The 25196-nt window shown below is 60.5% G+C and carries 25 protein-coding genes; 10 read left to right on the forward strand and 15 right to left on the reverse strand.

What is annotated here, in order from left to right; genetic code table 11:
* Nucleotides 1–34: 34 nt before the first annotated feature.
* Nucleotides 35–1234 carry a tyrosine--tRNA ligase gene (tyrS, locus tag NTD89_RS20145; protein WP_145157402.1) on the reverse strand — a complete coding sequence of 400 codons (1200 nt, stop codon included), beginning with the start codon at nucleotides 1232–1234 and terminating at the stop codon, nucleotides 35–37.
* A gap of 209 nt (nucleotides 1235–1443) precedes the next feature.
* On the opposite strand from tyrS, the gene NTD89_RS20150 reads away from it, so the two are divergent.
* Nucleotides 1444–2856 carry a peptidoglycan DD-metalloendopeptidase family protein gene (locus NTD89_RS20150; RefSeq protein ID WP_262209296.1) on the forward strand — a complete coding sequence of 471 codons (1413 nt, stop codon included), beginning with the start codon at nucleotides 1444–1446 and terminating at the stop codon, nucleotides 2854–2856.
* Between the two features lie 3 nt (nucleotides 2857–2859).
* Nucleotides 2860–3951, forward strand: coding sequence for an anhydro-N-acetylmuramic acid kinase (locus NTD89_RS20155; protein WP_262209297.1), 1092 nt, complete (start codon nucleotides 2860–2862; stop codon nucleotides 3949–3951).
* Nucleotides 3952–4014: 63 nt separating this feature from the next.
* Here NTD89_RS20155 and erpA read toward each other — a convergent pair whose 3' ends face one another.
* Complete coding sequence (gene erpA, locus NTD89_RS20160; RefSeq protein ID WP_003176443.1) at nucleotides 4015–4365, reverse strand: iron-sulfur cluster insertion protein ErpA; 351 nt, start codon at nucleotides 4363–4365, stop codon at nucleotides 4015–4017.
* A gap of 165 nt (nucleotides 4366–4530) precedes the next feature.
* Nucleotides 4531–5565, reverse strand: a complete 1035-nt coding sequence (argC, locus tag NTD89_RS20165) for an N-acetyl-gamma-glutamyl-phosphate reductase (RefSeq protein ID WP_145157408.1) — start codon at nucleotides 5563–5565, stop codon at nucleotides 4531–4533.
* A 136-nt stretch (nucleotides 5566–5701) separates the two neighbouring features.
* Here argC and hemJ point away from each other — a divergent pair, with 136 nt between their 5' ends.
* The 6 genes from hemJ (at nucleotide 5702) to coq7 (ending at nucleotide 10154) form a co-directional block, all read left to right on the forward strand.
* Complete coding sequence (gene hemJ, locus NTD89_RS20170) at nucleotides 5702–6130, forward strand: protoporphyrinogen oxidase HemJ (protein ID WP_119737710.1); 429 nt, start codon at nucleotides 5702–5704, stop codon at nucleotides 6128–6130.
* A gap of 24 nt (nucleotides 6131–6154) precedes the next feature.
* On the forward strand, nucleotides 6155–7117 hold the full coding sequence (locus NTD89_RS20175) for an NAD(P)H-dependent flavin oxidoreductase (protein ID WP_262209299.1): 963 nt from the start codon (nucleotides 6155–6157) through the stop codon (nucleotides 7115–7117).
* Nucleotides 7118–7188: 71 nt separating this feature from the next.
* Nucleotides 7189–8154, forward strand: coding sequence for a DUF805 domain-containing protein (locus NTD89_RS20180; protein WP_262209301.1), 966 nt, complete (start codon nucleotides 7189–7191; stop codon nucleotides 8152–8154).
* Nucleotides 8155–8216: 62 nt separating this feature from the next.
* Entirely contained in the window at nucleotides 8217–9005 is a 789-nt protein-coding gene (locus NTD89_RS20185) for an SDR family NAD(P)-dependent oxidoreductase (RefSeq protein ID WP_145157415.1), read from the forward strand.
* Between the two features lie 45 nt (nucleotides 9006–9050).
* Nucleotides 9051–9389, forward strand: a complete 339-nt coding sequence (locus tag NTD89_RS20190) for a histidine triad nucleotide-binding protein (RefSeq protein ID WP_106575496.1) — start codon at nucleotides 9051–9053, stop codon at nucleotides 9387–9389.
* Between the two features lie 117 nt (nucleotides 9390–9506).
* A complete protein-coding gene (gene coq7 / locus NTD89_RS20195) occupies nucleotides 9507–10154 on the forward strand; it encodes a 2-polyprenyl-3-methyl-6-methoxy-1,4-benzoquinone monooxygenase (protein ID WP_262209304.1) in 648 nt (215 codons plus the stop codon).
* A 66-nt stretch (nucleotides 10155–10220) separates the two neighbouring features.
* Here coq7 and NTD89_RS20200 read toward each other — a convergent pair whose 3' ends face one another.
* Nucleotides 10221–10643 carry an OsmC family protein gene (locus NTD89_RS20200; protein WP_005792019.1) on the reverse strand — a complete coding sequence of 141 codons (423 nt, stop codon included), beginning with the start codon at nucleotides 10641–10643 and terminating at the stop codon, nucleotides 10221–10223.
* A 250-nt stretch (nucleotides 10644–10893) separates the two neighbouring features.
* On the opposite strand from NTD89_RS20200, the gene crp reads away from it, so the two are divergent.
* Nucleotides 10894–11538 (forward strand): cAMP-activated global transcriptional regulator CRP, encoded by a 645-nt coding sequence (gene crp, locus NTD89_RS20205; protein ID WP_106575498.1) that lies wholly within the window; start codon nucleotides 10894–10896, stop codon nucleotides 11536–11538.
* Here the strand turns inward: crp and NTD89_RS20210 are convergent.
* The 4 genes from NTD89_RS20210 to NTD89_RS20225 all read right to left on the reverse strand — a co-directional run bounded on the left by NTD89_RS20210 (nucleotide 11535) and on the right by NTD89_RS20225 (nucleotide 14873).
* Nucleotides 11535–12230, reverse strand: a complete 696-nt coding sequence (locus NTD89_RS20210; protein ID WP_262209306.1) for a biotin/lipoate A/B protein ligase family protein — start codon at nucleotides 12228–12230, stop codon at nucleotides 11535–11537. The two genes, crp and NTD89_RS20210, sit on opposite strands and share 4 nt — an antisense overlap.
* 157 nt (nucleotides 12231–12387) lie before the next feature.
* Entirely contained in the window at nucleotides 12388–13224 is an 837-nt protein-coding gene (gene trpC, locus NTD89_RS20215; RefSeq protein WP_145157423.1) for an indole-3-glycerol phosphate synthase TrpC, read from the reverse strand.
* Nucleotides 13221–14270, reverse strand: coding sequence for an anthranilate phosphoribosyltransferase (gene trpD / locus NTD89_RS20220; protein ID WP_010206948.1), 1050 nt, complete (start codon nucleotides 14268–14270; stop codon nucleotides 13221–13223). The genes trpC and trpD overlap by 4 nt, the downstream gene beginning before the upstream one ends.
* 9 nt (nucleotides 14271–14279) lie before the next feature.
* Nucleotides 14280–14873: an aminodeoxychorismate/anthranilate synthase component II gene (locus NTD89_RS20225; RefSeq protein WP_262209308.1), complete on the reverse strand. Its 594-nt coding sequence runs from the start codon at nucleotides 14871–14873 to the stop codon at nucleotides 14280–14282.
* A 421-nt stretch (nucleotides 14874–15294) separates the two neighbouring features.
* On the opposite strand from NTD89_RS20225, the gene estP reads away from it, so the two are divergent.
* Nucleotides 15295–17217 carry an esterase EstP gene (estP, locus tag NTD89_RS20230; RefSeq protein ID WP_262209310.1) on the forward strand — a complete coding sequence of 641 codons (1923 nt, stop codon included), beginning with the start codon at nucleotides 15295–15297 and terminating at the stop codon, nucleotides 17215–17217.
* A gap of 133 nt (nucleotides 17218–17350) precedes the next feature.
* Here estP and trpE read toward each other — a convergent pair whose 3' ends face one another.
* The 7 genes from trpE to NTD89_RS20265 all read right to left on the reverse strand — a co-directional run bounded on the left by trpE (nucleotide 17351) and on the right by NTD89_RS20265 (nucleotide 25157).
* Nucleotides 17351–18832, reverse strand: a complete 1482-nt coding sequence (trpE, locus tag NTD89_RS20235) for an anthranilate synthase component I (protein ID WP_262209311.1) — start codon at nucleotides 18830–18832, stop codon at nucleotides 17351–17353.
* A gap of 68 nt (nucleotides 18833–18900) precedes the next feature.
* Nucleotides 18901–19719: a phosphoglycolate phosphatase gene (locus tag NTD89_RS20240; RefSeq protein WP_145157430.1), complete on the reverse strand. Its 819-nt coding sequence runs from the start codon at nucleotides 19717–19719 to the stop codon at nucleotides 18901–18903.
* Entirely contained in the window at nucleotides 19716–20390 is a 675-nt protein-coding gene (gene rpe / locus NTD89_RS20245) for a ribulose-phosphate 3-epimerase (RefSeq protein WP_262209313.1), read from the reverse strand. Before rpe ends, NTD89_RS20240 begins: the two co-directional genes overlap by 4 nt.
* Nucleotides 20391–20474: 84 nt before the next feature.
* On the reverse strand, nucleotides 20475–21623 hold the full coding sequence (locus tag NTD89_RS20250; RefSeq protein ID WP_242201934.1) for an iron-containing alcohol dehydrogenase: 1149 nt from the start codon (nucleotides 21621–21623) through the stop codon (nucleotides 20475–20477).
* 195 nt (nucleotides 21624–21818) lie between these two features.
* Nucleotides 21819–22643 (reverse strand): ABC transporter permease, encoded by an 825-nt coding sequence (locus tag NTD89_RS20255; RefSeq protein ID WP_028618151.1) that lies wholly within the window; start codon nucleotides 22641–22643, stop codon nucleotides 21819–21821.
* Between the two features lie 12 nt (nucleotides 22644–22655).
* Entirely contained in the window at nucleotides 22656–23903 is a 1248-nt protein-coding gene (locus NTD89_RS20260; RefSeq protein ID WP_242201933.1) for an ABC transporter permease, read from the reverse strand.
* 213 nt (nucleotides 23904–24116) lie between these two features.
* Nucleotides 24117–25157 carry an ABC transporter substrate-binding protein gene (locus tag NTD89_RS20265; protein ID WP_262209317.1) on the reverse strand — a complete coding sequence of 347 codons (1041 nt, stop codon included), beginning with the start codon at nucleotides 25155–25157 and terminating at the stop codon, nucleotides 24117–24119.
* Nucleotides 25158–25196 lie beyond the last annotated feature (39 nt).

Consider the following 25196-nt stretch of genomic DNA (forward strand, 5'->3'; position numbering starts at 1 on the left):
AGATATAAAACGCCGTCAACACTTAATTTCAGGTTTATTCGGATTTAAGCGTAATACGCGCAAATGCCTTCTTACCTGCCTGGCAAACGTGGGTAGCCCCCAGCTCGTATATAAAGGTGCGATCAACAACCTCACCATCTATACGCACGCCGCCGGAACCCAGCAGGTCACGCGCAACCGCCGAGTTCTTCACCAGGCCAGCCTTATTAAGGACAGCAGCGATCGGCATAGCTTCAGCAGCAGTCAGTTCGATCTCCGGCAGATCATCCGGTAACTCGCCATCCTTCATGCGATTGCCTGCCGCACGGTGAGCACTTGCCGCAGCCTCTTCACCATGAAAGCGCGCCACAATCTCTTCGGCCAACTTGATCTTCACGTCACGCGGATTGGCACCCGCCTCGACATCAGCACGCAGCGCATTGATCTCGTCCATCGAGCGGAAACTCAACAGCTCGAAGTAACGCCACATCAACGCATCCGGAATCGAAACCAGCTTGCCGTACATCACACCCGGCGCTTCCTGGATGCCTACATAGTTACCCAAGGACTTGGACATCTTCTTGACGCCATCCAACCCCTCCAGCAACGGCATGGTCAGAATGCACTGCGCCTCTTGCCCATACGCACGCTGCAGCTCACGCCCCATCAGCAGGTTGAACTTCTGATCGGTACCCCCCAACTCAACGTCCGCGCGCAACGCCACCGAGTCATACCCTTGAACCAGCGGGTACAGGAACTCGTGAATCGCGATCGGCTGATTAGTGGAGTAGCGCTTGTCGAAGTCATCGCGCTCAAGCATGCGTGCCACGGTGTACTGGGATGTCAGGCGGATAAAGTCAGCCGGCCCCATCTGGTCCATCCAGGTGGAGTTGAAGGCCACTTCGGTCTTGGCCGGATCGAGAATCTTGAACACCTGAGTCTTGTAGGTCTCGGCATTATCGAGAACCTGCTCACGGGTCAGCGGCGGGCGCGTCGCGCTCTTGCCGCTTGGATCACCGATCATCCCGGTGAAGTCACCTATAAGGAAGATGACTTGATGCCCCAGCTCCTGGAACTGACGCAGCTTATTAATAAGCACGGTGTGGCCCAGGTGCAGATCCGGCGCCGTTGGATCGAAGCCAGCCTTAATACGCAGGGGTTGGCCACGCTTGAGCTTTTCGATCAGCTCGGCCTCGACCAACAGTTCTTCCGCACCACGTTTTATCAGCGCTAGCTGCTCTTCAACCGACTTCATAACAGACCCGCAAGGCTCAGATTCAAAAGGGAACCAACCATACAAGATCAGGGACTAATTACAAGTTTTGCCCTGCGCACGGACACCGTTCAGCAAGCCCAGCATTCGCAAGCTTGCGCCACAGATGATTTGGTTATATTTTATACAGTTATTTCATCTTCATCATGTCATTCATCTTTTCCATTTCATCTTCAAAGTCAAAATTACTTATGACCACAGAACCGTCTAAAGCGCCGCCGCTTTACCCGAAGACCCACCTGCTCGCCGCAAGTGGTATCGCCGCTCTTCTCAGCCTGGCACTCCTGGTATTCCCTTCCAGTGACGTAGAAGCCAAACGAACATCCCTGAGCCTTGACCTGGAAAGTCCCGTTGAACAACTGACACAAGATCAAGACGCTGCCGACGCGCAACAAGCCACAAATGCACCCACTGAATCACCCTTTGCGCAGATAGAAAGCACTCCCGAAGACACTCAACACGCCACTCAAGAGCCGCCTGCGCCCGTCGCGACCAAGAATTCCCTGCACCGCGAAGTGATCGTGGCCAAAGGCGACACTCTCTCGACGCTGTTCGAGAAAGTGGGCCTGCCCGCCTCTACTGTTAATGAGGTGCTGGCCAGCGATAAACAAGCCAAGCAATTCACTCAACTCAAGCACGGGCAGAAGCTTCAGTTCGAGTTGGCACCCAACGGCCAGCTGAACAACCTGCACAGCAATGTCAGCGACCTCGAAAGCATCACGCTGACCAAAGGCGCCAAAGGCTTTGCCTTCAACCGCGTCACCACCAAACCGGTGATGCGCTCGGCCTACATACATGGCGTGATCAACAGTTCGCTGTCGCAATCGGCCGCCCGCGCGGGCTTGTCCCACAGCATGACCATGGACATGGCCAGTGTGTTTGGCTATGACATCGACTTCGCTCAGGACATTCGCCAAGGCGACGAATTCGACGTGATCTACGAGCAGAAAGTCGCCAACGGCAAAGTGGTCGGCACCGGCGCCATCCTTTCCGCGCGCTTCACCAATCGTGGCAAGACCTACACCGCCGTTCGCTATACCAACAAACAAGGCAACACCAGCTACTACACGGCTGATGGCAACAGCATGCGCAAGGCCTTCATCCGTACGCCGGTAGACTTCGCCCGCATCAGCTCGCGTTTCTCCATGGGCCGCAAACACCCGATCCTCAACAAGATCCGCGCTCACAAAGGCGTCGACTATGCCGCCCCGCGTGGCACGCCGATCAAAGCAGCCGGCGATGGCAAGGTGCTGCTGGCTGGGCGTCGCGGTGGCTACGGCAATACCGTGATCATCCAGCACGGCAACACCTACCGCACGCTGTATGGCCACATGCAAGGGTTCGCCAAAGGCGTATCCACAGGCAGCAACGTCAAGCAAGGCCAGGTGATCGGCTACATTGGCACCACTGGGCTGTCCACTGGGCCGCACTTGCACTATGAATTCCAGGTAAATGGCGTCCACGTCGATCCATTGGGCCAGAAGCTGCCAATGGCCGACCCGATCGCCAAAGCCGAGCGCGCACGCTTCCTGCAGCAAAGCCAGCCGTTGATGGCCCGCATGGACCAGGAGCGCTCTACCCTGCTGGCCTCGGCGAAGCGCTAAGGTATGCCGCGCTATATAGGTGTGATGTCCGGGACCAGCCTTGATGGCCTGGATATCGCCCTGATCGAACAAGACCCGGCGATCAACTTGATCGCCACGCACTACATCCCGATGCCCGAGACCCTGCGCGCCGAGTTGCTAAGCCTGTGCGCCAGCGGCCCGGACGAGATCGCCCGTTCAGCGATTGCCCAGCAACACTGGGTAACGCTCGCCGCCCAAGGCATCCATGCCTTGCTGCAACAGCAGAACCTCAAGCCCGAAGACATTCGCGCCATTGGCAGCCACGGGCAGACGATCCGCCACGAGCCGGCCCGCGGCTTTACCGTGCAGATCGGTAACCCTGCGCTGCTCACCGAGCTGACAGGCATCACCGTGGTCAGCGACTTCCGCAGCCGCGACGTCGCCGCCGGCGGCCAGGGCGCGCCGCTCGTGCCGGCCTTTCATGAAGCGTTGTTCGGTGAGCGTACCGGCAACCGTGCCGTATTAAACGTTGGCGGGTTCAGCAACCTCAGCCTGATCGAGACCGGCAAACCGGTGGCCGGCTTCGACTGCGGCCCCGGAAACGTCTTGCTGGATGCCTGGATTCACCAACAGCGCGGCGAGCACTTTGACCGTGACGGCCAGTGGGCCGCCAGTGGCAAGGTTGAGCCTCAGTTGCTCAGCCGCCTACTCAGCGACCCCTTCTTCCTCACCCAAGGCCCGAAAAGTACCGGACGTGAAGTCTTCAACCTGAGCTGGCTGCAGCACCACCTTGGCACACTGCCCACGTTTAAGCCTCAGGACGTACAGGCAACCCTGCTTGAACTCACGGCGCTGACCATCGTTGAATCCTTGCAAACTGCACAGTCCGAGACTGAAACGCTACTGGTCTGTGGTGGCGGCGCGCATAACGCCACACTGATGAACCGTCTGGCGGCGCTGCTGCCGTCCACCCAAGTCAGCAGCACCGCCACTTATGGCGTCGATCCCGACTGGGTCGAAGCCATGGCCTTCGCCTGGCTGGCCCATTGCTGCCTTGAAGGCATTGCCGCCAACCGCCCCAGCGTCACCGGCGCACGCGGGCTGCGGGTACTGGGCGCGATTTACCCGGCCTAACTCCCAGACAGCAAAACGCCGCTTGGCTTTCAAAGCCAAGCGGCGTTTTTTATCTGCCGTGGATCAGATCGAGAACGAAGACCCGCACCCACATGTCGTGGTGGCATTCGGGTTCTTGATCACGAAACGCGAACCTTCCAGACCTTCCTGATAATCCACCTCGGCACCTGCCAGGTATTGGAAGCTCATCGGGTCCACGACCAGGCTGACGCCTTCGCGCTCGACGATAGTGTCATCATCGGCCACATCTTCATCGAAGGTAAAACCGTACTGAAACCCTGAACAACCGCCGCCCGTAACAAATACGCGCAGCTTCAAGCGATCATTACCCTCTTCATCGACCAGGCTCTTCACCTTGTGCGCAGCACCGTGGGTGAATTGCAAAGCCGTGGGGGTGAAGGACTCAACGCTCATGCTGATAATCTCCCGGCGTACCGCCGCCATATGCGTAATGGCGGGCATTATCCGCTTCTCCTAGAAAAGCGGTCAACTATTGTTACGGTATATCAATCTGCGTTGCCGCCATTAAAAACACAAAAGGCCCGATCAACGGGCCTTTTGCACACCAGCAGTCAAGCCTTACGGCAGCATGCCCGCGTGGGACAGGCCCAGCTTCTCATCCAGACCAAACAGGATGTTCAGGTTCTGCACCGCCTGGCCCGAGGCGCCCTTGACCAGGTTGTCGATGACCGACAACACCACCACCAGGTCGCCATCCTGGGGACGGTGCACGGCGATGCGGCAAACGTTGGCACCGCGCACGCTGCGGGTTTCCGGATGGCTGCCAGCTGGCATTACATCGACGAACGGTTCGTTGGCATACCGCTTTTCAAACAGCGCCTGCAGATCTACCGAACGATCGACCACGGTTGCGTACAGCGTGGAGTGAATGCCACGAATCATCGGCGTCAGGTGCGGCACGAACGTCAGACCGACATCCTTGCCAGCAGCACGCCGCAGCCCTTGACGAATTTCCGGCAAGTGGCGGTGCCCTTTTACCGCATAGGCCTTCATGCTTTCCGACGTTTCGGAGTACAGCGAACCTACAGCTGCCCCGCGACCGGCGCCGCTCACACCCGACTTGCAGTCTGCGATCAGGCGCGAAGTGTCCGCCAGCCCGGCTTCGAGCAATGGCAGGAAACCCAACTGCGTGGCAGTCGGATAGCAACCCGGCACCGCGATCAGGCGTGCTTGCTTGATCTGCTCGCGATTGACTTCAGGCAGACCGTATACCGCCTCTTCCAGCAATTGAGGCGCGCCGTGCGGCTGGCCGTACCACTTGGCCCATTCGTCAGCATCCTGCAGACGGAAATCGGCCGACAGGTCGATGACCTTGGTGCCCGCCGCCAGCAGTTCACCGGCCAGTGCATGCGCCACCCCGTGAGGCGTCGCGAAAAACACCACGTCACAGGCGCCAAGGGTCTTGATGTCCGGCACGCTGAACGCCAGGCCGTCGTAGTGGCCTCGCAGGTTCGGGTACATATCGGCCACGGCCAGCCCGGCCTCGGATCGGGAAGTGATAACCACCACCTCAGCTTGCGGATGCTGAGCCAACAGACGCAGCAATTCGACACCGGTGTAACCCGTGCCGCCGACGATACCGACCTTGACCATAAACCTGCCCTCAACGAACCCACTGGAAAGCCGTCGATAATAGGGGCCACATCGTCCTGCGACAACCGTCAACGTGACGTACGGGCGCATGAGCCACTACTATCTTCAGTTACCGTGAACCTGGGAATAACTAGAAATGCTCTATCTATGGATCAAAGCCTTCCACATCGTCGCCATCGTCTGCTGGTTTGCCGGGCTGTTCTACCTGCCACGCCTGTTCGTCTATCACGCCCAAAGTGAAGACACCGTCAGCAAGGAACGCTTCAGCGTCATGGAGCGCAAGCTCTACCGCGGCATCATGGGCCCGGCGATGATCGCCACGCTGATATTCGGCGGCTGGCTGATCTACCTCAACCCTGCGATCTTTCAATCCGGTGCCTGGATCCACGCCAAACTGACTCTGGTGGTGCTGCTCATCGGTTACCACCATATGTGCGGCGCACAGGTAAAACGCTTTGCCCGTGGCGAAAACACCCGCAGCCATGTCTTTTATCGCTGGTTCAATGAAGTACCGGTTCTGATATTGCTGGCTATCGTAATTTTGGTCGTGGTCAAACCGTTCTAACTTCAATCACTCGGGGTACCTCCAATGTCGCTGCCCGCTTTGCTTGAACAACGTCTGCGCCTGCCCGTGGTGGCAGCGCCGATGTTCCTGATTTCCAACCCGCAACTGGTACTGGCCTGCTGTCGCAATGGCGTGGTCGGGAGTTTCCCGGCACTGAACCAACGTGAAAGCAGCGGCTTCAAGGCCTGGCTGGAAGAAGTCGAAGCAGGCCTGGCGCAGCTGGATAACCCCGCGCCGTATGCCGTCAACCTGATCGTGCACAACAGCAACCCTCGCCTGGAGGCCGATCTGGCGATCTGTGTGGCGCACAAAGTGCCGATCGTCATCACCAGCCTGGGTGCGGTGAAAGAACTGGTCGATGCCGTGCACAGCTACGGCGGTCTGGTGTTTCACGACGTCACCACGCGGCGCCACGCCGAGAAAGCCGCAGAGGCCGGTGTCGACGGCCTGATCGCCGTGGCTGCAGGCGCCGGTGGCCATGCCGGCACCTGGAGTCCGTTCGCGCTGATCGCCGAGATTCGACAGTTCTTCGACAAAACCCTGCTGTTGGCAGGCTGCCTCAACCATGGCCACGAGATCCTCGCCGCCCAGTTGTTAGGCGCAGACCTCGCTTACTTCGGTACACGCTTTATCGGCACCACTGAAAGCCATGCCCCGGATGCGTATAAAGAGATGCTGCTCACATCGCGTGCTGCCGACATCGTGCACACTCCCGCTGTGTCCGGCGTGCCCGCCAGCTTTATGCGCCAGAGCCTGGAAAACGCCGGTTTCGACCTCGCAGCCTTACAGGGCAAAGGCGAAGTCAACTTCGGCTCCAAGCTCAAGCCGTTGAGCGACGAGGCCAAGGCATGGAAAACGGTGTGGTCTGCGGGCCAGGGCGTCGGTGAGATTGATGATCTGCCCGGCGTCGATGAACTGATTGCCCGCCTGGATGCCGAATACCGCAAGGCCCGCGAACAGGCGACACAACTGCGCTGGCCACGCTGATACACTCGCCAGGCCTGCCGATTGAAGCGGGCCGGCAACTCCCCTCCTTTACCAGTGACAAGGATGCCCGCATGAGCGACAACCGTTTCAAGATCGTGTTTGACGGAGCCTTGCTCCCGGGTGTCGAAAGCACCACGGCCAAACTCAACCTGGCCGAGCTGTTCAAGAGCGATGTCGAGTCGATCGAAAAGCTCTTCACCGGACGCCCGGTTGCGCTCAAGCGTGACCTGTCGCGCGCCGATGCCGAGACCTACCTGACGGCGCTGAAAAACGCCGGTGTTGATGCCCGCATCGAAGATGAACAACCCGTGGCGTTCAGCCTTGCCGAAACCCACGAAACGCAGACCAGCGCCGCTGATTTTTCGCGCGCCGCCTCCTCGCCTTACGCGCCACCCCGTGCAGCCGTGGGGGACAACACCGAGGCATTCGCAACGCTCAAGGTTTTCACCATTCACGGGCGTATCGGTCGCCTGCGCTACCTGGCCTGGACGCTGGTATTGACCCTCGCCATGCTGGTCGCCGCGGGCATCATCAGCACCGCCAGTTTCGCCGTGGCCACCGCCTCGCCAACAGCCGGCGCTATTCTCGGCGCGCTGCTGGGTTTCGCGTTGTTTGTTGCGCTGGTCTGGGTCAGCGTGCAAATCGGCGTGCAACGCCTGCACGATCTGGGCTGGTCTGGCTGGCTGTATTTCCTGAACCTGGTGCCATTTGTGAACAGCATTTTCCCGCTGTTGCTGCTGGTGCTGCCCGGTAATCCAGGTGCCAACCAATACGGCCCTCCGCCACCACGCAACTCCACTGCGGTGAAGGTGCTGGCTACCTTGTGGCTGGCGTTCATTCCGGTGATGCTCGCCATCCTGGTCACACTGGGCATGAACGGCTACCTGAATCAACTCGAAGCCAACATGAGCAATAGCTACGAAAGCAGCTCCATCAATGCCGATGACGACACCGATCAAAGCGTCATCGTTGATGAAGAAGACGGCGCGCAAAGTGCTGACGACGCAGCCGAACCTGTAGACTCTCCAGAACAGTGAGAAACGCCCGGCGCCTGTGATGCCTCTGTCACAGGCCCGGCGGCGTTGCGATGGAGAAAGGCATGACCCGTTACGCTCTGATCACCGGTGCCTCCAGCGGCATTGGCCTGGCCTTGGCCGAAGCATTGGCCCGTCGCGGCCGCAGCTTGATTCTGGTGGCCCGCCAGCGTGATCAGTTGGAAAGCATTGCAATCGAATTGACTCAACGCTTCGGCGTCGAGGTGTTGTTTCGCGCCTGCGATCTGGGCGAACCGCTGCGCTTGTCCGGGTTCCTGCTGGAGCTTGAAGAGGGCGAGCGGCAGATCGATCTGCTGGTCAACTGCGCCGGCATCGGCACCAGCGGACCATTCCTGGCCCAGGACTGGATGACCGAACAAGACCTGATCGAAGTCAACATCCTGGCCCTGACCCGTATGTGCCATGCCCTGGGCAATGCCATGGCGCTGCATGGCGGCGGGCAGATTCTGAACGTTGCTTCGGTCGCCGCGTTTCAGCCGGGCCCCTGGATGAGCAGCTATTACGCCAGCAAGGCGTATGTGCTGCACTTCTCCGAAGGGCTGCGCGAAGAATTGAAGACCTGTGGCATCAAGGTCTCGGTGCTGTGCCCTGGCCCTACGCGCACAGCCTTTTTTGGTACCGCGCAAATGGACACCGCCAAACTCGACCGCAGCCAACAACTGATGAGCCCGGAAGAAGTCGCGCTCTATACCGTGCGGGCCTTGGAAAGAAACAAAGCCATCATCATTCCCGGGCGGCGTAACCGTTGGCTGGCGTTCAGCCCACGCCTGAGCCCCCGCTGGCTGACGCGCAAGATTGCCGGCGCCATCAACAAGGCCTATTGCCCACGTTGACGGCCTGGGTACACTCCCCTGCACTTTCACAATGGAGAAAAAGCTGTGGATACTCTGTTCACCAAGATCATCAACAGGGAAATACCGGCGAAGATCATCTATGAAGATGACCAGGTCCTCGCTTTCCACGACATTGCCCCGATGGCGCCCGTGCATTTTCTGGTCATTCCAAAAAAGCCGATCCGCACCCTCAATGACCTCACCGAAGACGATAAAGCCCTGGCTGGCCATATTCTGTTTACCGCTCAGCGTCTGGCTGTGGAACAGGGCTGCGAGAAAGGCTTTCGCGTGGTGATGAACTGCAATGAAGAAGGCGGGCAGACCGTTTATCACATTCATATGCACGTGCTGGGGCAGCGCCAGATGAACTGGCCACCGGGCTGATCAGCCTTCCTGCAGAGGTCGCGGCCCAGGGCTGCGACTTCATGCCCTTGACTCAGCGCAAACGCTTCGCCCTCTCTTGCGGTAAACTGGCCGCCGAGATTCTTCCCGGAGGTCAGCATGACTACCCAACGTCACTACTCGCCGATTGATCGTCTGTTGCTGCAAGCCGACATGGCCATGCGCACGCTGTTGCCGTTCAGCGGCCAACCGTACCGCCCATCGCCCGCAATCGTGCAGCCGGATTCGCAGATGAGCAAGACCGACACCCGCCACGTCGTCGGCCTGATGCGCATCAACCATACCGGCGAAGTCTGTGCCCAGGCGCTGTACCAGGGCCAGGCGCTGACCGCCAAGCTGCCGCAGGTGCGTGCGGCGATGGAACATGCCGCCGAGGAAGAAATCGACCACCTGGCCTGGTGTGAGCAGCGCATTCGTCAGTTGGGCAGCCATACGAGCGTGCTGAACCCACTGTTTTACGGTTTGTCGTTTGGTATCGGCGCCGCTGCCGGCCTGATCAGTGACAAGGTCAGCCTGGGCTTTGTCGCTGCGACGGAACATCAGGTGTGCAAGCATTTGGATGAACACCTGGAACAGCTGCCGGCCGAGGATGAAAAGTCCCGGGCCATCCTCGAGCAGATGCGCATCGATGAAGAACACCACGCAGAAAGCGCACTGGATGCGGGGGGGTTCCGCTTCCCGGCACCGGTGCGGTTTGGCATGAGCCTGTTGGCCAAAGTCATGACCAAGAGCACCTATCGCATCTAAGTGCATTGAATCTGAGTCACAAAAAAGGGCACCACACAGGCGCCCTTTTCTTTTGCCGTTTGGCGATCAACCCAACTCGATGATTTCATAATCATGAGTGATTGCCACACCGGCCGCGCCCAGCATGATCGACGCCGAGCAATACTTCTCGGCCGACAGCTCGATGGCACGCTTGACCTGCGCTTCTTTCAGCGCCCGGCCCTTCACCACGAAATGCATGTGGATCTTGGTGAACACCTTCGGGTCTTCAGTGGCGCGCTCGGCTTCCAGGAAGGCTTCGCAGCTTTCCACGGCCTGGCGGGATTTCTTCAGGATGCTGACCACGTCGAAATTGCTGCAACCGCCGACACCCAGCAGGAGCATTTCCATCGGACGTACGCCCAGGTTACGGCCGCCGGCTTCCGGCGGGCCATCCATGACCACCACATGGCCACTGCCCGACTCACCGAGGAACATGGCTTCGCCCGCCCATTGGATGCGTGCCTTCATCGCCCAGACTCCACTGCTAAAAAAGGGTCGCCAGCTTAGCACAGGGCCTTGGAACCGCAGCGTCCTGCCTGCAAAGCGATCAATGACAGCGTTTGCTCGGTAAATTCCTTAATCGAGGCAGAATGTGTCTGGTAAGCTGGCGCCAATTCAATGGCGCATTGCCATCCTTTGTACAGCGTGTATCAATGCCGACATCGCTGGATAAAAAAATAAATCCAACCACACCGTGCAGTCTTTCCGGGATACAACCATGGTTGCTCTTACTCCCACACCCAAGATCAAGAATCTCGACAAGCTGCTGATGCACTGCCAGCGCCGACGTTATCCGGCCAAGCACAACATCATCTGCGCGGGCGAACGTTCCGAAACACTGTTCTTCATCATCAAAGGCTCGGTCACCATCCTGATCGAGGATGAAGACGGTCGCGAGATGATCATCGCCTACCTCAATACCGGCGATTTCTTCGGGGAGTTGGGGCTGTTCGAACAAGCCGGCAAAGAGCAGGAACGCAGCGCCTGGGTGCGCGCCAAGATTGAATGCGACGTTGCCGAAATCAGTTACGCGAAATTCCGCGAATTGGCCCAGCATGATCCCGACATCCTTTACGCCCTGAGCGGCCAGATTGCCCAGCGCCTGCGCGACACCACGCGCAAAGTCGGTGACCTGGCGTTCTTTGACGTCACCGGCCGCGTGGCCCGCTGCCTGCTGGAGCTGTGCAAGCAACCGGATGCCATGACCCATCCGGACGGCATGCAGATCAAAGTCACGCGCCAGGAAATCGGGCGCATTGTCGGCTGCTCACGGGAAATGGTCGGTCGCGTACTCAAGGACCTGGAAGAGCGCAACCTGGTGCACGTCAAAGGCAAGACCATGGTGGTGTTCGGTACGCGTTAACCCGGCAGGAAGCCGGCCAGCATTTGACGGTACAAGGTATCCAGCCGGCTGATCGCATCCGGCGCGGGAAAGGCTTCATGCAGCGCGATATGGCTGTCGGCACGTACGCGCTGGTCGAGGCCGCAGGCTTCATTGAAACGGTTGACCGCTGCAATCAATTCTTCGCGATCGTCATCCAGCAACAGGGCGCCGTGCACCAACCCCACCGGGCGGCCGCCGCTCTGTCGCCAGCGCTGGGCGGTGCCCACCATCTTGCGACCGTTGAGGTTGACGTTGTAACGACCGTCGCAAAACGCTCCGTCGACTTCACCGACAGACGCGTCACCGCCCAACTCAATCAATAAGTCGCAGATCGGCTGGCACAAGCGCTGATAACCGGTTTCGATGCGCCCTTGATCACCTTCGCTGCGCGGCGGCGCGTAAACCAGGGCGATATTGACGGTAGCGCCAGACTGCGGCACCGGCTCGCCGCCGGTTTCACGTAGCAATACCGGCCAACCGGCATCGGCTGATACGTGGCTCGCGGCTTCAAACGCGGGCAAGCGGCTCAAGCGACGCGGCATGACCAGTGCTTGGTCGCTGGGCTGCCAGAACAGCAGCCCGAACGCTCGCTCGCCAGCGCAAACGGCCGCCAACAGGTCTTGTTCGGCAGCGAGGCCTGCTTCGACGGTCATCGATAGGGGTTGAATCATCAAACACCTACTTCTCTGGATAGACACAAAACTAATGTGGGAGCTGGCTTGCCTGCGAGACAGGCACCTCGGTGTATCAGTTACACCCAGGTGATGCTATCGCAGGCAAGCCAGCTCCCACACAAGCCCGCTCTCACATTTTTGACCGCATTCCAAATCAGTCTAATGTGGAGCCGCTAACCGCCACACCGCGCTCAGGGAAGAACAAACGCTGCAGTTCCGCCCCCGGGTTCTCGGCGCGCATAAAGGTCTCGCCCACCAGGAACGAGTACACACCGCTGATTTCCATCAGCTCCACATCAGCGCGGTTGAGGATGCCACTCTCGGTGATCACCAGACGGTCACGCGGGATACGCGGCAGCAAGTCCAGCGTGTTTTCGAGGCTAACTTCGAAGGTGTGCAGGTTACGGTTATTGACCCCCACCAACGGCGTATCGAGGGTTTTCAGTGCACGTTCCAGCTCATTGCCGTCGTGGACTTCCACCAGCACATCCAGGCCAACGCTTTTGGCCACGGCCGCCAACTCAGCCATCTTCACGTCATCCAGTGCAGAGACGATCAGCAGCACGCAGTCGGCGCCCAAGGCACGGGCCTCGACGATCTGGTAGGGGTCAACCATGAAATCCTTGCGGATCACCGGCAACTTGCACGCCGCGCGGGCCTGTTGCAGGAACAGGTCGCAGCCCTGGAAGAAGTCGATATCGGTCAGTACCGACAGGCAGGTTGCGCCGCCCTTCTCGTAGCTCTTGGCAATGTCTTCAGGATTAAAGAGCTCGCGGATTACGCCCTTGCTGGGTGAGGCTTTTTTGATCTCGGCAATGACCGCGGGCTGCTTGTCCTTGGCCTGCTTTATCAGGGCGTTGGCAAAACCACGCGGCGCATCGGCGATCTTCGCTTGAGCTTCCAACTCGGCCAGGCTGACGCGGGCGCGACGCTCGGCGACTTCTTCAGCCTTGCGGGCCAGGATTTTTTCCAGAACGGTCGGCACACTCATCCTTCATTCTCCATCTTGAACACCGCAGTAAAGGCACCCAGTTCTTCGAGCTTCTCGCGAGCGAGCCCAGTGTGCAATGCATCATGTGCGAGGGCCACGCCCTCTTTGAGACTGTAGGCGTGATCGGCGGCGTACAGTGCCGCGCCGGCATTGAGCACGATCATTTCGGCAGCTTTCTGGCCGTTTTCCGTTTTGCGACGCCCCAGGGCATCCCGAATCAGTTCAAGCGAGGCGGCCGGGCTTTCCACCGCCAGGCCATGCAGGCTCTGGCTTTTCATGCCGAGGTCTTCGGGCTCGACCCAGTACTCGGTCACTTGGTCGTTCTTCAGTTCCGCCACAAAGGTCGGGGCGGCCAGGCTGAACTCGTCCAAACCGTCTTTGGAATGCACCACCAGCACGTGCTTGCTGCCCAGGCGTTGCAACACCTCGGCCAACGGGCGGCACAGCGCCTGACTGAACACACCCACCACCTGATGTTTCACACCGGCCGGATTCGTAAGCGGGCCGAGCATGTTGAACAGGGTGCGCAGGCCAAGGTCCTTGCGCGGGCCGGCGGCGTGTTTCATCGCACCGTGGTGGGATTGGGCAAACATGAAGCCAATGCCGACACTGTCGATGCAGCGCGCCACTTGTACCGGCGTCAGGTTCAGGTAGATCCCGGCCGCTTCCAGCAAGTCGGCGCTGCCGCTCTTGCCAGAGACCGCGCGGTTACCGTGCTTGGCCACGGTGCAACCGGCCGCCGCGACCACAAAGGAGGAAGCCGTCGATACGTTGAAGATATTCGCACCGTCACCGCCGGTGCCGACCACGTCGACCACGCCGTCGAGGGTCTTGAGTTCGACCTTGTCGGCCAGCTCACGCATCACCGACACGGCGCCGACGATTTCGTCGATGCTTTCGCTCTTCATGCGCATCGCCATCATGAACGCGCCGATCTGCGCGTCGGTGCATTGGCCGGTCATGATCTCGCGCATCACATCGCTCATTTCAGCGGTGCTCAGGTCCAGATGGCCGACGATACGGCTCAGGGCAGTCTTGATATCCATGGAAAGTCCTTAGCGCGTGCCGCCGCTCTGCTTGAGAAAGTTAGCGAACAGCTCGTAGCCCTGCTCGGTCAGGATCGACTCGGGGTGAAATTGCACCCCTTCGATATTCAGTGTCTTGTGGCGCAGGCCCATGATCTCATCGACCGAACCGTCTTCCAGCTGGGTCCAGGCGGTCAGCTCCAGGCACTCAGGCAGGGTCTCACGCTTGACCACCAGCGAGTGGTAACGGGTGACCGTCACCGGCAGGTTCAGGCCATGAAATACGCCCAGGTCTTTATGGAACACCGGGCTGGTTTTGCCATGCATGACCTGGCGCGCGCGAATCACATCACCGCCAAAGGCCTGGCCAATGGACTGGTGGCCCAGGCACACGCCCAGGATTGGCAACTTGCCGGCGAAATACTTGATTGCTTCCAGGGACACACCGGCTTCGGTCGGCGTGCAGGGGCCTGGCGAAACCACGATGCGCTCCGGGTTCAGGGCGGCGATTTCGGCGACCGTCAGTTCATCATTGCGCACGACCTTGACCTCGGCACCGAGCTCGCCCAGGTACTGCACAACGTTGTAGGTAAAGGAGTCGTAGTTATCAATCATCAGCAACATGTGGGTTCAAACCTCTTGAATTCACTGATTTCGAATGACCGCCTTCCGGGAGTGACCCGCTGCCAGACGCACGTTCCGGTTGCCAGGGTGAGCCGGCAAGGGGCGTCAAACAACGGGTGAAGAAGGCAAATCGGTACAGGTCCGGCCAAGCCGGCAGAGAAAAATGTCAGGCGCGCCAACGCCAACGGGCGTGTGCCTTGACTACTCGCATCAAGAGTTTGCTGATGATCAACACGGGGAGGGTCTCGTTCATACGTTCAGGCACAGTAACGTAGCCTCGCCAGCGGTGCAATATGGAGCCGCGAATACGGGGTAATCACGACGAAATCTTTATAGGAAAAAACTGTTTTCTTCACAGAAAACCCTCACTACATTGCTAGTGTTTCGCTTCCGATACAAAAACAACTAAATGGAATTTTGCATGTTCAGACCTCCGTTTTTCGCACCGCTTGCCGGCTGCCTCTTGTCACTGGCCTGCGCGCAGGCGTTCGCAGCCTCCTCACCGTATTCAACCATGGTCGTTTTCGGCGACAGCCTGGCCGATGCCGGTCAGTTCCCCGATGGCTCGAATGGCGCCACGTTACGCTTTACCAACCGCACCGGGCCGACCTTCCAGGGCGATTACGGCCTGGTTTCGTCGACCTTGCTCGGTTCCCGGCTGGGCGTTACGCCAAACGACTTGAATGCCTCCACCTCGCCGGTTCGCGCGGCGCAAGGCTTGCCCGACGGCAACAACTGGGCAGTCGGCGGCTACCGTACCGACAACATCCTGGATTCCATTACCTCGGTCTCCAACGCGGCGATTCCGCCTGGCAACCCGGGTGGCGGTACGGTGCTTCGCAGTCGCCAGGGCTATCTCCCGGCAAACGGCGGGCGGGCCGACCCCAACGCGCTGTATTTCCTGTCCGGTGGCGGCAATGACTTCCTGCAAGGCCGCGTCCTCAGCCCAGGCCAGGCCGTTGCCGCCGGCGGGCGCCTGGCCGACAGCGCCCAAGCCCTGCAACAAGCCGGCGCGCGCTACATCATGGTGTGGATGCTGCCCGACCTGGGCCTGACTCCGGCCATCAACGGCACGCCGCTGCAGGCGTCGAGTTCGGCCCTGAGCAACCTCTTCAACCAGTCACTGGTGCAGCGCCTGTCTCAGATCGATGCGCAGATCATCCCGTTGAATATTCCGCTGCTGCTCAATGAAGCCTTCGCCAGCCCGGCCCGCTTTGGCCTGGCCACCGGACAAAACCTCACCGGCACCTGCTTCAGTGGCAACAGTTGCACCGCCAACCCGACCTACGGCATTGGCGGCACCAACCCAGACCCGACCAAGCTGATCTACAACGACTCGGTCCACCCCACCATCGCCGGGCAACGCTTGATCGCCGACTACGCCTATTCACTGCTTGCGGCGCCGTGGGAACTGACCTTGCTGCCGGAGATGGCCCAAGGCACGTTGCGCGCCCACCAGGACGAACTGCGCAACCAATGGCAGGCGGACAACGGCAACTGGCAAGCCGTGGGCCAATGGCGCGCCATCGTGGCCGGTGGCGGCCAGCGCCTGAACTTCGATGATCAAAACAGCTCGGCCAGCGGCGACGGCAGTGGCTACAACCTGAATGTCGGGGGCAGCTACCGGCTCGACGAAAACTGGCGCGTAGGCGTGGCAGCCGGCCTGTATCGGCAGACGCTTGAAGCCGGCGCCAGCGATTCGGACTACAAGCTCAACAGCTATATGGGCACCGCCTTCGCCCAATACCAGCAAAACCATTGGTGGGCCGATGCCGCGTTGACCGGCGGCAAACTGGACTTCGACAGCCTCAAGCGCAAGTTCGCCCTGGGCGTCAGCGAAGGCTCGGAAAAAGGCGACACCGACGGCTGGCTCTGGGCCCTCAGCGGCCGAGTGGGTTACGACATTGCCGGCGCCGGCAGCGACTGGCACCTGTCACCGTTCATCAGCGCCGACTATGCGCGGGTCGAGGTCGATGGCTATTCGGAAAAGGACAACCGCTCCACCGCACTGACCTTTGATGATCAACAACGCGACTCCAAGCGCCTGGGCGTCGGCCTGCAGGGCAGCTACCGTGTCACGCCGCAAACCCAGGTGTTTGGCGAAGTAGCCCATGAGCATGAATTCGAAAACGATACCCAGAAGGTGAAGATGTCGCTCAACAGCGTGCCAGGGATCGATTTCAAGCTGGACGGCTACACGCCGCGCAGCAATTCGGATCGCTTAAGCCTCGGCGTCAGCCACAAACTGACTCAGGAGCTGGCGCTACGGGCGGCGTATAACGTGAGGAAGGATGACAATTTGACCCAGCAAGGGGTGAGTGTCGGGGTGAGCCTGGATTTCTAAAACGGTCTAGAGCACATCACAAAACAACTGTGGGAGCTGGCTTGCCTGCGATGCAGACACCTCGGTGATCAGATAGACCGAGGTGATGCTATCGCAGGCAAGCCAGCTCCCACAGTTGGATCTCTATCTGGCTTTAGTTTTGCGGGGTTTGCTCGGCCAACGCCACCGCACGGAACATCGCGCGGCGCTTGTTCAGGGTTTCTTCCCATTCCAGCGCCGGCACCGAGTCAGCCACAATTCCGCCACCGGCCTGCACGTGCAGTTCGCCATCCTTGATCACCGCCGTACGAATCGCAATCGCGGTGTCCATGTTGCCGTTCCAGGCGAAATACCCCACGGCGCCACCGTACACACCACGCTTGACTGGCTCCAGTTCGTCGATGATTTCCATCGCGCGAATCTTCGGCGCGCCCGACAAGGTGCCTGCCGGCAGAATCGCGCGCAGCGCGTCCATGGCGGTCAAGCCTTCCTTCAGCTCGCCGGTCACGTTGGAGACAATGTGCATCACGTTGGAATAGCGCTCGATGACCATCTTCTCGGTGAGCTTCACCGAGCCGATTTCCGAGACGCGGCCAGTGTCATTGCGGCCCAGGTCGATGAGCATCAAGTGCTCGGCGATTTCCTTGTCGTCGCTCAGCAGGTCTTCTTCCAGCGCCAGGTCGGCCTCTTCGGTCGCGCCGCGTGGGCGTGTGCCGGCAATCGGGCGCACGGTGATCAGGTTGTCTTCGACGCGCACCAGCACTTCCGGCGAACTGCCCACCACGTGGAAGTCGCCGAAGTTGAAGAAGTACATGTACGGCGTCGGGTTGAAGCAACGCAGCGCGCGGTACAGGTCGATCGGTGCGGCCTTGAAGTCGATGGACATGCGTTGCGACGGCACCACCTGCATGCAGTCACCGGCGAGGATGTATTCCTTGATGGTATCCACCGCGCGCTCGTAGTCATCCTGGGTGAAGCTGGAGCGGAACACCGGGTCGGCAGCCGGAGGACGGCTGAGGTCCAGGCCACGGCGCGGGGTGATTGGCTGGCGCAGTTTTTCCAGCAGCGCTTCCAGGCTGGCCTGGCCTTGCTCGAAGGCGTCGGCCTGGGAAGGGTCCGCCAGCACAATCGCGTGCATTTTGCCGGCGAGGTTGTCGAACACCACCACCGCGTCGGAGACCATCAGCAGAATGTCCGGCACGCCCAGCGGGTCCGGGTTCGGGCATTTGCCCAGGCGTTTTTCCACGTAGCGCACGCAGTCGTAGCCGAAGTAGCCCACCAGGCCGCCGTTGAAGCGCGGCAAGCCAGCGATGGTCGGCACGTTGTAGCGCGCCTTGAAGGCTTCGACGAAGGCCAGCGGGTCTTCAACGTCGTGGCTTTCGATCTCGACGCCATCGTGCGTGATGCTCACATGATGGTCGTGCACCCGCAGCACGGTGCGGCACGGCAGACCGATGATCGAGTAACGGCCCCACTTCTCGCCGCCTTGTACCGATTCCAGCAGGTAGGAGTTGGGCTCGTCGGCCAGTTTCAAGTAGATCGACAGCGGCGTATCGAAGTCGGCCAGGGTTTCGCAGGCCAACGGGATACGGTTATAGCCGGCAGCGGCCAAACGCAGGAATTCTTCGCGGATCATGAGGTGCCTCGTGGCTTGAGGGTCAAACGGTCAGGTGTGCAAACGTGCCGCAGCGCGGCCAGGATCAGTCAGGCGCGCCAACGCCAGCGGGCCAGGGCCTTGATGACTTTCATCCAGAGTTTGCGAGTGACCACCACGATGGCGTTTCCAGAAGGGGTTGGTTCGATGTCGGGCAACGTTATCTCAGCGCCCGCTCCCAAGCAACCGGGGATTAGCAGCCGCAGGTCATCAATCACCAGCGCCGGCGCTTCTTCGGCAATCGGTCGGCCATGGTTATAGCCATAACTGAGCGCCACACACTGTACGCCCGCGGCTTTGGCGGCCAGCACATCACTGCGCGAGTCACCGACAAACAACGACTGGGAGGCCGGGATATTGGCCATTTTCATCACGAAGAACAGCGCCGCCGGGTCGGGTTTCTTCTGCGGCAACGTATCGCCACCGATGATCCAGCGGAAGTAACGGCCAATCTTCATGTGATCCAGCAGCGGCGCGACAAAACGCTCCGGCTTGTTGGTGATCAGGGCCATTTCCACGCCCTGCTTGTGCAGCCACTTGAGCGTGTCGCGTACGCCGGGGTAAACCACGGTCAGCTCGTGGCCGTTTTCATAGGCCGCGTTGAACAATTCCAGGGCGTGTTCGGCCTCCACTTCATCGACACCTTCGGCATCGATGTTGTTGGCCAAGGCCCGGCGCACCAGCATCTGCGCGCCGTTGCCGACCCACATGCGTACCGACTCGATCCCTGCAGGCTTGCGCCCCAGCTTGAGCAGCATCTGGTCCACCGCCGCTGCCAGGTCAGGCACCGAATCGATCAACGTACCGTCCAGATCGAACATCACCAGCCGTGGAAGTTTGCCGGGGAACAGCTGCTCAAAGCCGCTCATGGACGCGCCAGCGCCAGCTCGGCACGCATCTGGTCGATGACGGCCTGGTAGTCCGGGGCATTGAAGATCGCCGAGCCGGCCACAAAGGTGTCGGCGCCGGCGGCGGCGATTTCGCGGATATTGTTGACGTTGACCCCACCGTCGATTTCCAGGCGGATGTCACGGCCCGACGCATCGATCAGCGCACGGGCTTCACGCAGTTTGTTCAGGGTGCCGGGGATGAATTTCTGCCCGCCAAAGCCTGGGTTGACGCTCATCAGCAAGACCATGTCGACCTTGTCCATCACGTACTCAAGCACGCTCAGCGGCGTGGCCGGGTTGAACACCAGGCCTGCCTTGCAGCCGCCTTCGAGGATCAGTTGCAGGGTGCGATCGACGTGCAGCGTGGCTTCCGGGTGGAAGGTGATGTAGGTCGCGCCGGCCTCGATGAAGTCACCGACAATACGGTCCACCGGGCTGACCATCAGGTGCGCATCGATCGGCGCGGTGATGCCGTACTTGCGCAGCGCCGCGCAGACCATCGGGCCGATGGTCAGGTTGGGCACGTAGTGATTGTCCATGACATCGAAGTGCACGAAGTCGGCGCCGGCGGCCAACACCTTGTCCACTTCTTCGCCCAGGCGGGCGAAATCGGCGGAGAGAATCGATGGAGCGATAACGAAGGGCTGCATGACGCACCTTTTTTGAGCTAAATCACGATGGCGCGCATTGTATACCTCATGCTTTGCTGCGCGCACCGTGACCTAACTCAACGGTTAATACGCAGCCCGGTAGATTTTCTCGATATCCGCCGCGCTGAGCTTGCGCGGGTTGTTGCGCATCAGGCGTTCAATACCCGCCGCTTCCGTGGCCATGGCAGGGATCGCGTCCTCGGGCACCCCGAAGCTGCGCAGGCCTGCCGGGATTTCTACGGCGGCGCACAGTCGCGTCATCGCCTCGACGGCCTGGTCGGCGGCGTCGTTGACACTCAAGCCGCTGACATTCACGCCCATGGCCTGGGCAATGTCCTGCATGCGCTCCACACACGCCAACTTGTTCCAGTGCATCACATAGGGCAGTAACAGCGCGTTGCTCACGCCGTGGGCGATATTGAAACGCCCGCCCAGCGGGTACGCCAAGGCGTGCACGGCGCCGACGCCGGCATTGCCGAACGCCATGCCGGCCATCAGGCTGGCGGTGGCCATGTCGTCGCGGGCCTGCAGATTGGCCGGGTTGGCGTAGGCTTTGGGCAGCGCGTTGGCGATCAGCTTGATCGCGCCAATCGCCAGGGCGTCGGTGATCGGCGAGGCATTCAGCGACAGGTAGGATTCGATGGCATGCACCAACGCATCCACGCCACTGGCGGCGGTGACACTGCGCGGGCACGTAAGGGTCATTTGCGGGCTGATCAGCGCGACGTCCGGCAGCAGGTAATCGCTGACGATGCCCTTTTTCAGCTGTGCAGCCTTGTCGGAGAGGATCGCCACATTGGTCACCTCCGAGCCGGTGCCGGCCGTGGTCGGGATGGCGATCAGCGGCGGGCCCTTGCGCGGCACCTGGTCGACGCCGAACAAATCCGCCAGCGCGCCGTGGTAACCGGCGTAGGCCGCGACGCTCTTGGCAATGTCGATGGCACTGCCGCCGCCCACGCCGATCAAGCCGTCATGCCCGCCTTCGCGGTACACGCGCATGCAGTCTTCGACGATGGCGATTTCCGGGTCGGGCAGCACGCGGTCGAAAATTTCATAGGTACGCTCGCCCAAGTGTTCGAGCGCCAGCGCCACGGTGCCGGATTTGACCAACGCGGCGTCGGTGACAATCAGCGGGTTATCCACATCCAGGCGCGTGAGCTCAAAGGCCAGCTGTTCGATGGCGCCGGCGCCGGTCAGCAGTTTGTGGGCGATCTTGAATGAGGAAGTACTCATGTGCGCGGCCTCTTATTAATGATGGGCTGGCACAAGAGTAGCTGGGGATTTTCGGTTGTGAACTATTCACCCACTGAATGGCACGATCAATGTGGGAGCTGGTTTGCCTGCGATGCGGGGACTCGGTGTCACAGGCAAACCGAGGTGATGCTATCGCAGGCAAGCCAGCTCCCACAGTTGATCCGGTTCCGACCGTTACACTTGGGCGGTGCGCAGCTTTTCGCTACGGCCGCGCAGCCATTCAAGCGTCAGCAACAACAGCACCGAGAAGGCAATCAGCAGCGTGGCCGCCGCCGCAATCGTCGGGCTGAGGTTTTCGCGGATGCCGCTGAACATCTGCCGAGGCAGGGTGGCTTGCTCGGGGCCGGCGAGAAACAGCGTCACCACCACTTCATCAAACGAGGTGGAAAAGGCAAACAGCGCCCCCGATATCACCCCCGGCGCGATCAGCGGCAAGGTCACGCGGCGGAACGCGGTCAGCGGCGAAGCGCCCAGGCTGGCTGCCGCCCGCACCAGGTTATGGTTGAAGCCCTGCAACGTCGCCGACACGGTGATGATCACAAATGGCACGCCCAGCACCGCGTGCACCACGATCAACGAGAAGAAGCTGTTGCCCAGCCCCAACGGCGCAAAGAACAAGTAACTGGCCACACCGATAATCACCACCGGCACCACCATCGGTGAAATCACCAGGGCCATCACCAGCGCCTTGCCGGGGAAGTTGCCGCGCGTCAGGCCAATCGCCGCCAGCGTGCCGAAGACCATGGCCAGCACCGTGGCCGCCGGGGCGACGATGATGCTGTTCTTCAGCGCGCGCATCCATTCGGCCGAGGCGAAGAAATCCTGATACCAGTGCAGCGAGAAGCCTTGCAGCGGGTACACCAGGAAACTGCCGCTGTTGAACGACAGCGGGATAATCACCAGCACCGGCAAAATCAGGAACAGCAGGATCAGGCCGCACAGGATCCGCAAACTGTAGAACCACACCCGCTCCACCGGTGACATATAAGGGCTCAGCATCGCAAGGTCTCCTCAGCTCAGGCGCAGGCGACTGGCGCCCACCAACCGGTTATAGATCAGGTACAGCACCACCGTCGCCAGCAGCAGCAAGCCGCCCAAGGCCGTGGCCATGCCCCAGTTGATGCTGGTGTTGGTGTAGAACGCGACGAAGTAGCTGACCATCTGGTCGTTCGGGCTGCCGAGCAGCGCCGGGGTGATGTAGTAACCAATCGCGAGGATGAACACCAGCAGGCAGCCGGCGCCCACCCCGGCGTAGGTCTGCGGGAAGTACACGCGCCAGAAGCTGGCGAACGGGTGGCAACCCAGGGAAATCGCCGCGCGCATGTAGGTGGGCGAGATGCCCTTCATCACGCTGTAGATCGGCAGAATCATGAACGGCAACAGGATGTGCACCATCGAGATGTACACCCCGGTGCGGTTGAACACCAACTCCAGAGGCTGATCGATCAGGCCCATGCCCATCAGTGCGCTGTTGATCAGGCCGCCGGACTGCAGCAACACGATCCACGCCGCCACCCGCACCAGAATCGAGGTCCAGAACGGCAGCAGCACCAGGATCATCAGCAGGTTGCTTTTGCGGGCCGGCAGGTTGGCCAGCAGGTAGGCCAATGGATACGCCAGCAGCAGGCAGACGAAGGTGATCACCAGGCCCATCCAGAACGTGCGGGCAAAGATGTCCAGGTAGATCGCCTGATCAGGCGTGGCCGGGGCCACTTCGCCGAGGTCGTCGATGCGGTGATCGACCGCCGCCAGCAGGTAGTAAGGCGTGAGGCTGCTGGTGTTGCGCCGGATCGCCTGCCAGTACGCCGGGTCGCCCCAGCGTTCGTCGAGGCTTTCCAGCGCTTCTTTATAAGAGCCGGGCGCTTCGGTAAACGGCAGCGCCCGCGCGGTTTTGGTCAGCAGGCTACGGTAGCCGGCCAGTTCCATGTTCAAGCGTTTGGACAGATCGCCCAAGGTCTGGTTTTTGCGCGCTTCGCCCAGATCTTCGCTGAGCGCCTGGTAGACCGGCTCACCTGGCAGGCCACGACCGTCCCAGGTCTTGACCGCCACCACGGTACGCGGCAAACCGCCCACCACTTCCGGGTTGCCGACGCTTTTGTAAAGCAGCGCAACAATCGGCACCAGAAACACCAGCAGCAAAAACAGCACCAGCGGCGCAATCAAGGCCTGGGCCTTCCAGCGGTTAAGCCGCTCGGCACGCGCCAGGCGCTGCTTGAGGGTGGGGCTGTTGACCTCGTTGGAGGGAACGGCGATGGCCATGGCTGACTCCGGAATACTGAAAAATGACCACAAACCTATGTGGCCTGGGCCTACGCTGTGGCGAGCGGGCTTGCCCCGCGTTGGGCTGCAGAGCAGCCCCAAACCAACCGCCGCGTTCTGGCTGAACGAACTCGGTGAATTCAATGGGGCCGCTGCGCGGCCCAACGCGGGACAAGCCCGCTCGCCACAGGGAACAGGCTCGACTGAAGGCCGTTACTTGGCCGCCCACGAATTGAAGCGCTGCTCGAGCTGCTCGCCGTTATCCGCCCAGAAGCTCACGTCGATCTGCACCTGGTTGGCGATGTTTTCCGGCGTGGTCGGCATATCCTTCAGCACATCCTTGGCCAGCAACGGCACGGCCTGGGTGTTGGCCGGGCCGTAGGCGATGTTTTCCGAGTAGGTCTTCTGCTGCTGCGGCTGTACCGAGAAGGCGATGAACTTCTTCGCCGCTTCGGCGCGGTCCTTGGCCAGGCCCTTGGGAATGGCCCAGGCATCGAAGTCGTAGATGCCGCCGTTCCACACCACTTTCAGGTTGCTTTCTTTTTGCACGGCAGCAATGCGGCCGTTGTAGGCCGAGCTCATCACCACGTCACCCGAGGCGAGGTACTGCGGCGGCTGTGCGCCGGCTTCCCACCACTGGATCGACGGCTTGAGCTCGTCGAGCTTTTTGAACGCGCGGTCCTGGCCGTCTTTACCGGCCAGCACTTTGTACACGTCTTTGGGCGCCACGCCGTCGGCCATCAAGGCGAATTCCAGGGTGTACTTGGCGCCCTTGCGCAGGCCGCGTTTGCCCGGGAATTTCTTGGTGTCCCAGAAATCCGCCCAACTGGTCGGGGCGGTGGCCAGTTTGTCGGCGTTGTAGGCCAGCACCGTGGACCACACAAAGAAGCCCACACCGCACGGCTGGATCGCGCCTTTCACGTAGTCGGCGCCATTGCCGAACAGTTTCGGGTCGAGCGGCTCGAACATGTCTTCGTCGCAGCCACGGGACAGTTCCGGCGATTCAACTTCGACCAGGTCCCAGGACACGCTCTTGGTGTCGACCATGGCTTTGACCTTGGCCATTTCACCGTTGTACTCACCGGCGACGATCTTGCCGTTGCCCGCGCTTTCCCACGGTGCGTAAAAGGCTTTGACCTGGGCCGCCTTGTTCGCGCCACCAAAGGACACGACTGTCAGGTCCGGGCCTGCCATGGCCTGTGTCGCGCCCATCAAGCCAATGAACAGGGCGGAATATTTAAGGGATCTCAACATTGTTGTTCTCTCCACGTGCAGGGTTGGTGAAGCCATGGG

The organism is Pseudomonas sp. 14P_5.3_Bac1 (assembly GCF_025466135.1).
Taxonomy (GTDB): domain Bacteria; phylum Pseudomonadota; class Gammaproteobacteria; order Pseudomonadales; family Pseudomonadaceae; genus Aquipseudomonas.

Excerpts from the sequence above, each read along its gene's own strand:
- tyrS (WP_145157402.1), bottom strand. The coding sequence starts at position 1,234 with ATGAAGTCGGTTGAAGAGCAGCTAGCGCTGATAAAACGTGGTGCGGAA.
- NTD89_RS20150 (WP_262209296.1), top strand. The coding sequence starts at position 1,444 with ATGACCACAGAACCGTCTAAAGCGCCGCCGCTTTACCCGAAGACCCAC.
- NTD89_RS20155 (WP_262209297.1), top strand. The coding sequence starts at position 2,860 with ATGCCGCGCTATATAGGTGTGATGTCCGGGACCAGCCTTGATGGCCTG.
- erpA (WP_003176443.1), bottom strand. The coding sequence starts at position 4,365 with ATGAGCGTTGAGTCCTTCACCCCCACGGCTTTGCAATTCACCCACGGT.
- argC (WP_145157408.1), bottom strand. The coding sequence starts at position 5,565 with ATGGTCAAGGTCGGTATCGTCGGCGGCACGGGTTACACCGGTGTCGAA.
- hemJ (WP_119737710.1), top strand. The coding sequence starts at position 5,702 with ATGCTCTATCTATGGATCAAAGCCTTCCACATCGTCGCCATCGTCTGC.
- NTD89_RS20175 (WP_262209299.1), top strand. The coding sequence starts at position 6,155 with ATGTCGCTGCCCGCTTTGCTTGAACAACGTCTGCGCCTGCCCGTGGTG.
- NTD89_RS20180 (WP_262209301.1), top strand. The coding sequence starts at position 7,189 with ATGAGCGACAACCGTTTCAAGATCGTGTTTGACGGAGCCTTGCTCCCG.
- NTD89_RS20185 (WP_145157415.1), top strand. The coding sequence starts at position 8,217 with ATGACCCGTTACGCTCTGATCACCGGTGCCTCCAGCGGCATTGGCCTG.
- coq7 (WP_262209304.1), top strand. The coding sequence starts at position 9,507 with ATGACTACCCAACGTCACTACTCGCCGATTGATCGTCTGTTGCTGCAA.
- NTD89_RS20200 (WP_005792019.1), bottom strand. The coding sequence starts at position 10,643 with ATGAAGGCACGCATCCAATGGGCGGGCGAAGCCATGTTCCTCGGTGAG.
- crp (WP_106575498.1), top strand. The coding sequence starts at position 10,894 with ATGGTTGCTCTTACTCCCACACCCAAGATCAAGAATCTCGACAAGCTG.
- NTD89_RS20210 (WP_262209306.1), bottom strand. The coding sequence starts at position 12,230 with ATGATTCAACCCCTATCGATGACCGTCGAAGCAGGCCTCGCTGCCGAA.
- trpC (WP_145157423.1), bottom strand. The coding sequence starts at position 13,224 with ATGAGTGTGCCGACCGTTCTGGAAAAAATCCTGGCCCGCAAGGCTGAA.
- trpD (WP_010206948.1), bottom strand. The coding sequence starts at position 14,270 with ATGGATATCAAGACTGCCCTGAGCCGTATCGTCGGCCATCTGGACCTG.
- NTD89_RS20225 (WP_262209308.1), bottom strand. The coding sequence starts at position 14,873 with ATGTTGCTGATGATTGATAACTACGACTCCTTTACCTACAACGTTGTG.
- estP (WP_262209310.1), top strand. The coding sequence starts at position 15,295 with ATGTTCAGACCTCCGTTTTTCGCACCGCTTGCCGGCTGCCTCTTGTCA.
- trpE (WP_262209311.1), bottom strand. The coding sequence starts at position 18,832 with ATGATCCGCGAAGAATTCCTGCGTTTGGCCGCTGCCGGCTATAACCGT.
- NTD89_RS20240 (WP_145157430.1), bottom strand. The coding sequence starts at position 19,719 with ATGAGCGGCTTTGAGCAGCTGTTCCCCGGCAAACTTCCACGGCTGGTG.
- rpe (WP_262209313.1), bottom strand. The coding sequence starts at position 20,390 with ATGCAGCCCTTCGTTATCGCTCCATCGATTCTCTCCGCCGATTTCGCC.
- NTD89_RS20250 (WP_242201934.1), bottom strand. The coding sequence starts at position 21,623 with ATGAGTACTTCCTCATTCAAGATCGCCCACAAACTGCTGACCGGCGCC.
- NTD89_RS20255 (WP_028618151.1), bottom strand. The coding sequence starts at position 22,643 with ATGCTGAGCCCTTATATGTCACCGGTGGAGCGGGTGTGGTTCTACAGT.
- NTD89_RS20260 (WP_242201933.1), bottom strand. The coding sequence starts at position 23,903 with ATGGCCATCGCCGTTCCCTCCAACGAGGTCAACAGCCCCACCCTCAAG.
- NTD89_RS20265 (WP_262209317.1), bottom strand. The coding sequence starts at position 25,157 with ATGTTGAGATCCCTTAAATATTCCGCCCTGTTCATTGGCTTGATGGGC.